General features: G+C 64.3%; 9 protein-coding genes. 8 read left to right on the top strand and 1 reads right to left on the bottom strand.

Annotation, left to right across the window (positions count from 1 at the left end; all coding sequences use genetic code 11):
- A partial coding sequence (locus GR158_RS21160) for an isocitrate/isopropylmalate family dehydrogenase (protein WP_246665736.1) occupies positions 1-366 on the bottom strand: 366 nt, incomplete at its 3' end.
- Positions 367-591: 225 nt separating this feature from the next.
- On the opposite strand from GR158_RS21160, the gene GR158_RS21155 reads away from it, so the two are divergent.
- From GR158_RS21155 to GR158_RS21120, 8 genes are all read left to right on the top strand, one after another.
- On the top strand, positions 592-1,149 hold the full coding sequence (locus GR158_RS21155) for a hypothetical protein (RefSeq protein WP_134650816.1): 558 nt from the start codon (positions 592-594) through the stop codon (positions 1,147-1,149).
- Between the two features lie 59 nt (positions 1,150-1,208).
- Positions 1,209-2,042: an RNA methyltransferase gene (locus GR158_RS21150; RefSeq protein ID WP_160872469.1), complete on the top strand. Its 834-nt coding sequence runs from the start codon at positions 1,209-1,211 to the stop codon at positions 2,040-2,042.
- Positions 2,029-2,820 carry a glutamate racemase gene (gene murI / locus GR158_RS21145; RefSeq protein WP_160872468.1) on the top strand — a complete coding sequence of 264 codons (792 nt, stop codon included), beginning with the start codon at positions 2,029-2,031 and terminating at the stop codon, positions 2,818-2,820. Before GR158_RS21150 ends, murI begins: the two co-directional genes overlap by 14 nt.
- A 40-nt stretch (positions 2,821-2,860) precedes the next feature.
- Positions 2,861-3,139 (top strand): type II toxin-antitoxin system RelE/ParE family toxin, encoded by a 279-nt coding sequence (locus GR158_RS21140; RefSeq protein WP_160872467.1) that lies wholly within the window; start codon positions 2,861-2,863, stop codon positions 3,137-3,139.
- Between the two features lie 13 nt (positions 3,140-3,152).
- On the top strand, positions 3,153-3,440 hold the full coding sequence (locus GR158_RS21135) for a HigA family addiction module antitoxin (protein ID WP_160872466.1): 288 nt from the start codon (positions 3,153-3,155) through the stop codon (positions 3,438-3,440).
- A gap of 118 nt (positions 3,441-3,558) precedes the next feature.
- A complete protein-coding gene (locus GR158_RS21130) occupies positions 3,559-5,070 on the top strand; it encodes an ATP-binding protein (protein ID WP_160872465.1) in 1,512 nt (503 codons plus the stop codon).
- Positions 5,071-5,292: 222 nt separating this feature from the next.
- Positions 5,293-5,910: a 30S ribosomal protein S4 gene (gene rpsD, locus GR158_RS21125; RefSeq protein WP_134650810.1), complete on the top strand. Its 618-nt coding sequence runs from the start codon at positions 5,293-5,295 to the stop codon at positions 5,908-5,910.
- Between the two features lie 75 nt (positions 5,911-5,985).
- Positions 5,986-6,912 carry a glutaminase gene (locus GR158_RS21120; RefSeq protein ID WP_134650809.1) on the top strand — a complete coding sequence of 309 codons (927 nt, stop codon included), beginning with the start codon at positions 5,986-5,988 and terminating at the stop codon, positions 6,910-6,912.
- Positions 6,913-6,922 lie beyond the last annotated feature (10 nt).

Genomic DNA, 6,922 nt, shown 5'->3' with positions numbered 1-6,922 from the left:
TGGAACGAGACGCGGGACGTTCTTGGCGATGATCGGCTCGCGGAAGATGACGCCGCCGAGGATGTTGCGGATCGTGCCGTTCGGCGACTTCCACATCTTCTTCAGCTTGAATTCCTCGACGCGGGCCTCATCCGGCGTGATGGTGGCGCACTTGACGCCGACGCCGTGCTTCTTGATGGCATTTGCGGCATCGATCGTCACCTGGTCGTCGGTGGCGTCGCGGTTTTCCATGCCGAGATCGTAGTATTCAAGGTCGATGTCCAGATAGGGATGGATCAGCTTGTCCTTGATGAACTGCCAGATGATACGCGTCATCTCGTCGCCATCGAGTTCGACGACGGGATTGGCGACCTTGATCTTTGCCATGGGGAGCCTCGTGCTTGTAGGGGCAGAACGCCCCGGATCGTGGACTTGAAAGAACCGAGTGGCCCTATAGCACTCACGGCCGGGAAGGCAAAGCCGGGCACGGGGCGAGCCGGTTTATTTTCCACGCGCGGCGGAATAAGTTTCGCCAGAATTCCGTTTCAGAAGAGTCGCGGGCATGCGACCTCGTCTGCCGCCAGCCAATGGAGCCAGCCAATGGAGAGTGTGATGTCGCGCCTCGGTCTCGCCGCCCTTGCCGTCCTGATCCCGATTTCGGCCCATGCCGCCACCTTCAAGGCGCCCGTGGAGGAACTCATGGCGGCCACCGCCAGCAACTGGAAGGAGATGAAGGAGGATACCGAGACGGCGCCCGACTACATCGACTATTTCAACGAGGATTTCCTGAAGCGGCTCTACAGCAAGGATCTCGTCGCCAAATACCGCGAGGCCGCGAAATATCCGGCCTATGACGATGGCGGCTCGCCCTTCGGCTACGATCCCATCGTCAGCGGCCAGGACGGCTGTTCGCTGAAGGACCTGACGATCACCGAGGGTACGCCTAAGGACGGCACGGACGACGTGACCGTGACCTTCGACAACACCCATTGTTTCCCCGAGCGCGACCCCTCGCAGGCCAAGACGACGCTGGTCTTCAAGGTGATCGAGGAAGACGGGCGGCCCGTCATCGACGAGATGGTGCGCGAGGGCGAGGACGAATCGACCCTCAAGGAAGAGCTGGGCGAACTGGCGCGCTATGGCGCGGAAGCGGCCGCCGGCGGCCAGTAACGCTTTTCATTTCCGGTCAATTGTGCCACTGAGGCCCGGTTTTTCTAGGGATATAGGGCATGGCAGGCACGAACAGCGAACGCACGCTGATCGCCGAGGGACCGGCGATCATTCTCGTTCATCCGCAACTGGGCGAGAATATCGGCATGGTGGCGCGCGCCATGGCGAATTTCGGGCTGGCGGAACTGCGGCTCGTCAATCCGCGTGACGGCTGGCCAAGCGAGAAGGCGATTTCCGCCGCCAGCAAGGCCGATCACGTCATTGCGGCCGCCACGGTCTTCCCCTCGCTGGAAGCCGCGATCGCCGACCTCGAATTCGTCTATGCGACGACGGCGCGCGACCGCTACGGCTACAAGGAGGTCCGTTCGCCGGTCGTGGCGTCCGATGATCTGCGCACGCGCTTCCGGGCAGGGCAGAAGACCGGCATCCTCTTCGGCCGCGAGCGCACGGGCCTCACCAACGAGGAGATTGCGCTCGCCGACGAACTCGTGACCTTCCCTGTCAATCCGGCCTTCGCATCGCTCAATCTCGCCCAGGCCGTGCTGCTGATGAGCTACGAATGGATGAAGAGCGGCCTTTCGTCCGTCGAGGTGACACCGTTCAGCGCGCTGCCGCAGCGTCCGGCCCAGAAGGAGGAGCTCCAGGGCCTATTCGATCACGTCGAGGAGACGCTGGATGCGCGCGGCTACTTCCGGCCTGCCGAAAAAAAGCCAAAACTGGTGGAGAACCTGCGCGCCATTCTGACGCGTCCTTCCTTCACCGGCACGGAGATCCAGGTGCTGCGCGGCGTGATTTCCTGCCTCGACCGCTTCACCCGCGAATCACCGCGCGGCGCGGCCAATCCGAACCGAACCCGCAACCGCCGGCCCAAGGTGCCTCGTGACATCGACTAGTCCAAAACCGATCCTGATGTTCGACAGCGGCATCGGCGGCCTCACGGTGCTACGCGAGGCGCGCGTGCTGATGCCGGAGCGGCATTTTACGTATGTGGCCGACGATGCGGGTTTTCCCTATGGCGGCTGGGAGGAGCCGGCGCTGAAGGCGCATATCGTCGACCTCTTCGCAGGGCTGCTGCACGAACACGATCCGGAAATCTGCGTCATCGCCTGCAACACCGCCTTCACGCTTGTCGGCGCGGATTTGCGCGCGTCGTTCCCGCACATGCAGTTCGTCGGCACCGTGCCGGCCATCAAGCCGGCGGCCGAGCGCACCCGCTCGGGCCACGTTTCGGTGCTTGCCACACCCGGTACGGTCAAGCGCGCCTATACCCGCGACCTGATCCAGTCGTTTGCCACGCAATGCGACGTGCGTCTCGTCGGCTCGGAAAATCTTGCCCGCATGGCCGAGGCCTATATCCGGGGCGAGACCTTGTCGGACGAGGCGGTGCGCGCGGAAATCATTCCCTGCTTCGTGGACGAGATGGGCCGCAAGACGGATATCGTGGTACTGGCCTGCACGCACTATCCCTTCATGGCGAACCTCTTCCGCAAGCTGGCGCCCTGGCCGGTCGACTGGCTCGACCCGGCAGAAGCCATCGCCCGGCAGGCCCGCCGCCTCGTGCCGCCGCTCGAAACGCTGGCGCCGGGCGAGGACATCGCCATCTTCACCTCCGGCAACCCCGACTTCTCCACCCGCCGCCTGATGCAGGGTTTCGGCCTGCGCGTGGTGTGACGCGGCTTGTATCGTGTAGCGATACGCGTTACATTGTGCGATGATCATCAGCTTTCGGCACAAAGGGCTTGAGGTCTTCTACAGGTCAGGCTCGACACGCGGCATCCAGGCGTCCCACGCGGCAAAGCTCGCTCGTATCCTGGCTTTGCTCGATGTCGCGAGCGGCACCGCCGACGTCAACCTTCCCGGCTTCAGGCTTCATGCGCTCAAGGGTGACCTGAAAGGCCACTGGTCGGTTTGGGTGAATGGAAACTGGCGCGTGACGTTTCGCTTCGTCGGGACCGATGTCGAGCTGGTCGATTACCAGGATTACCATTGAGAGGATTGCGGTCATGATGAAAATGCCTCCCCATCCTGGAGAGTTGCTTCGTGAGGATGTGATTCTGGCGCTCGGCCTTTCCGTGACGGATGCCGCCGCGCGTCTCGGCATGTCGCGGGTCGCGCTGTCGCGTGTGCTCAACGGACGCGCCGCGATCAGTCCCGATCTGGCTGTGCGTCTCGAGCGCGCCGGCGCCGGCACGGCGCGCGCATGGCTTGCCATGCAGGCCAATTTCGATCTCGCCGAGGCCATGCGGCGTGAGCAACCCGATGTCCTGCCCTTGAACGACAAGGCTGCCTGACCCAGAACCCTGTGGGTTTTTCAAAAGCCTGAGGTGACGGGTCGGCATTTCGTGTTAGGGCTTGCCGGTTGCCCGGTGGCGGCCGGGCGAATCGCAGATTTCAGAAACGAGGAACGGGATGAAGGTCGGCATCGACATGGGAACGGTGCAGGGCGGCGCACCGGCCAAGCTCGATATCGAGGAACTCTTGGCGACGCGCCTGCTGGTGCAGGGCAATTCCGGATCGGGCAAGTCGCATCTTCTGCGCCGCCTGCTCGAACAATCCGCGCAATGGGTGCAGCAGGTCATCATCGACCCCGAGGGGGATTTCGTCACGCTGTCGGACCGCTTCGGCCATGTGGTCGTAGACGGGCAGCGCACCGAGGCCGAGCTTGTCGGCATCGCCAACCGCATTCGCCAGCATCGCGTGTCCTGCGTGCTCTCGCTCGAAGGCCTGGAGGCCGACGAGCAGATGCGCGCAGCCGGCATTTTCCTCAACGCGATGTTCGATGCCGACCGGGACTACTGGTATCCTGTGCTCGTCGTCGTCGATGAAGCACAGCTTTTTGCGCCCGCCGTCAGCGGCGAAGTCTCGGAAGAAGCGCGAAAACTCTCGCTCGGCGCGATGACCAACCTGATGTGCCGCGGCCGCAAGCGCGGCCTTGCCGGCGTCATCGCCACGCAGCGTCTTGCCAAGCTTGCCAAGAACGTCGCGGCGGAGGCCTCCAACTTCCTGATGGGCCGCACTTTCCTCGATATCGACATGGCGCGCGCCGCCGATCTGCTCGGCCTCGATCGCCGGCAGGCGGAAATGTTCCGCGACCTGCCGCGCGGCTCCTTCGTGGCGCTCGGGCCGGCGCTGTCGCGCCGCCCGCTGCCGGTGACGATCGGTGCTGTGGAGACCTCCGCACGCTCGACCAGCCCCAAGCTGATGCCGCTGCCGGATGCGCCGCAGGATGTCGAAGACCTGATCTTCACGCCTGACCCCGACGAGTTTTCCCGCCCGCTGGTGCGCCGCGCGCCGCCCGCGCCACGGCCGACGACGGATATCCTGGCCGAACTTTCCCGCGCACGCCCGGAGCCGGTTCAGGCGGAGGCGAAGGCGCTGGCGCCCGAGATATCCGCCGAGGAGCGCGAAAGCCTGCTCGACCAGGCGCTGGCCGAAATCCTCGGCAATCCGGAAGCGGCGTTCCGCGCCGATGCCGAGCTCTTCCAGGATTTTCTCGTGCGCTGCCGCATTCGCCGCGTGCCCGGCGCGCCCCTGTCGCTGCCGGCCTTCCGGCGCAAGATGGCCGTCGCCCGCTCGGGCGTCGATGCCGAGACGGCCGCGACGGAGGTCTGGGGCAGGGCGCTCGACCTGTCGCATAGCGTGACGGAGGATCTCCAGGGCGTCTTCCTGCTCATCGCGCAGGCCGCGGTGCGCGGCCTTGCCTGCCCGTCGGATGCCCGCATCGCGCGCGCCTACGGCACGCATTCGGCCCGCCGGGCGCGGCGCCTGCTCGGCTATTTCGAGGAGCAGGGGCTGGTCGTGGTGCACAGCGATCTCGCCGGCCACCGCATCGTCGCCTTCCCGGATCTCGGCTGCGAGACGCTGCCGGGTGACGCCAATGGGCCGGACCTTGCCGATTCCCACCAAGATGCGGCGGAATAGGCGGATTTTCCGGGCTTTGCTCGTTGACAGTTTTGTAAAACTCCCCTAATGACCCCGCCAGCGCCGGGCAGAAATGTCCGGTGTTTCATTTGACATGTCCCGTGGATTCTCCGGTCGCGATCGTGAGAAGCCTGTCGGAACCCGCAAGGTTCAGAGGAGGGCGTGTTTCCTTAGAGCCGGTCCGGCAACGGGCAGGCCATAACAAGACTTAGAGGAAATGCGATGAGCAAGCGCGCTGCATCCAAGTACAAAATCGACCGCCGCATGGGCGAAAACATCTGGGGCCGTCCGAAGTCCCCGGTCAACCGCCGCGAATACGGCCCGGGCCAGCACGGCCAGCGCCGCAAGTCCAAGCTTTCGGACTTCGGTGTTCAGCTCCGCGCCAAGCAGAAGCTGAAGGGCTACTATGGCGATATCCGCGAGAAGCAGTTCCGCGCGATCTTCGCCGAAGCCGAACGCCGCAAGGGCGACACCCCGGAAAACCTGATCGGCCTGCTCGAATCGCGCCTCGACGCGATCGTCTACCGCGCCAAGTTCGTTCCGACGGTCTTCGCTGCCCGTCAGTTCGTCAACCACGGCCACGTCAAGGTCAACGGTGTGCGCGTCAACATCGGTTCCTACCGTTGCAAGCCGGGCGACGTCATCGAAGTCAAGGACAAGTCCAAGCAGCTGGTTACGGTCCTTGAGTCCGTCAGCCTCGCCGAGCGCGACGTTCCCGACTATATCGAAGTCGATCACAACAAGATGGTCGCGACCTTCGTTCGCGTCCCGGTTCTCTCCGACGTGCCCTACGCCGTCGTCATGGAACCGCACCTGGTTGTCGAATTCTACTCGCGTTAATCGCGAACGACACCTTGCCAAATCCGGAAAAGCCGCCAAGAGATTGGCGGCTTTTTCTTTGGGGGACAGTGCACGATGGATCTGCAGGCCATCCTCGACGATATCCATGACAGCCTGTCGCCGCGGCGCGGCGAGGGCAGGGTCGCCGATTACATTCCCCAGCTTGCCCATGTCGACCCGAAGAAGTTCGGCATGGCCGTCGTGACGGTCGACGGTGCCGTGCATCTCGCCGGCGACGCGCAGGAGCCGTTCTCCATCCAGAGCATCTCCAAGGTCTTCACGCTGACGCTGGCGCTCGGCAAGCACGGCGAGGCGATCTGGAAACGCGTCGGCCGGGAGCCGTCGGGATCCGCCTTCAATTCCATCGTGCAACTGGAATATGAGGGCGGCATTCCGCGCAATCCCTTCATCAATGCGGGCGCCATCGCTATTACCGATCTCGTGCTGGCCGGGCATACGCCGAAGGAGGCGATCGGCGAGATCGTCCGTTTCATGCGCTATCTCGCCGACGAGGACGACATCATCGTCGACCAGGATGTCGCGCGCTCCGAGCAGGCGACGGGCTTCCGCAATTTCGCGCTGGCCAATTTCCTGCGCTCCTTCGGCAAGCTCGACCATGCCGCCGAATTGGTGCTCGGCGTCTATTTCCACCAGTGCGCCCTGGCGCTGAGCTGCCGCCAGCTGGCGCGGGCGGGGCTGTTCCTCGCCAACAGCGGCATCAATCCGCTGACCGGCCACCGCGTGGTCTCGCACCTTCGGGCGCGGCGCATCAATGCGCTGATGTTGACCTGCGGCCATTATGACGGCTCCGGCGACTTCGCCTACCGGGTCGGCCTGCCGGGCAAGAGCGGCGTGGGCGGGGGTATCCTGGCCGTCGCGCCGGGAAAGGCGTCGGTCGCCGTCTGGTCGCCCGGGCTCAACGACAACGGCAATTCGCTTCTCGGATCGCTGGCGCTCGAAATGCTGGCGGCGCGCACCGGCTGGTCGATCTTCGGGGCTTGATTGTGCCGGC

The organism is Shinella sp. AETb1-6 (genome assembly GCF_009826875.1).
Lineage (GTDB): Bacteria > Pseudomonadota > Alphaproteobacteria > Rhizobiales > Rhizobiaceae > Shinella > Shinella sumterensis.
This window is presented reverse-complemented; position numbering and strand designations above follow the sequence as displayed.

Excerpts from the sequence above, each read along its gene's own strand:
- GR158_RS21135 (WP_160872466.1), top strand. The coding sequence starts at position 3,153 with ATGATGAAAATGCCTCCCCATCCTGGAGAGTTGCTTCGTGAGGATGTG.
- GR158_RS21155 (WP_134650816.1), top strand. The coding sequence starts at position 592 with ATGTCGCGCCTCGGTCTCGCCGCCCTTGCCGTCCTGATCCCGATTTCG.
- rpsD (WP_134650810.1), top strand. The coding sequence starts at position 5,293 with ATGAGCAAGCGCGCTGCATCCAAGTACAAAATCGACCGCCGCATGGGC.
- GR158_RS21120 (WP_134650809.1), top strand. The coding sequence starts at position 5,986 with ATGGATCTGCAGGCCATCCTCGACGATATCCATGACAGCCTGTCGCCG.
- GR158_RS21150 (WP_160872469.1), top strand. The coding sequence starts at position 1,209 with ATGGCAGGCACGAACAGCGAACGCACGCTGATCGCCGAGGGACCGGCG.
- GR158_RS21140 (WP_160872467.1), top strand. The coding sequence starts at position 2,861 with ATGATCATCAGCTTTCGGCACAAAGGGCTTGAGGTCTTCTACAGGTCA.
- GR158_RS21130 (WP_160872465.1), top strand. The coding sequence starts at position 3,559 with ATGAAGGTCGGCATCGACATGGGAACGGTGCAGGGCGGCGCACCGGCC.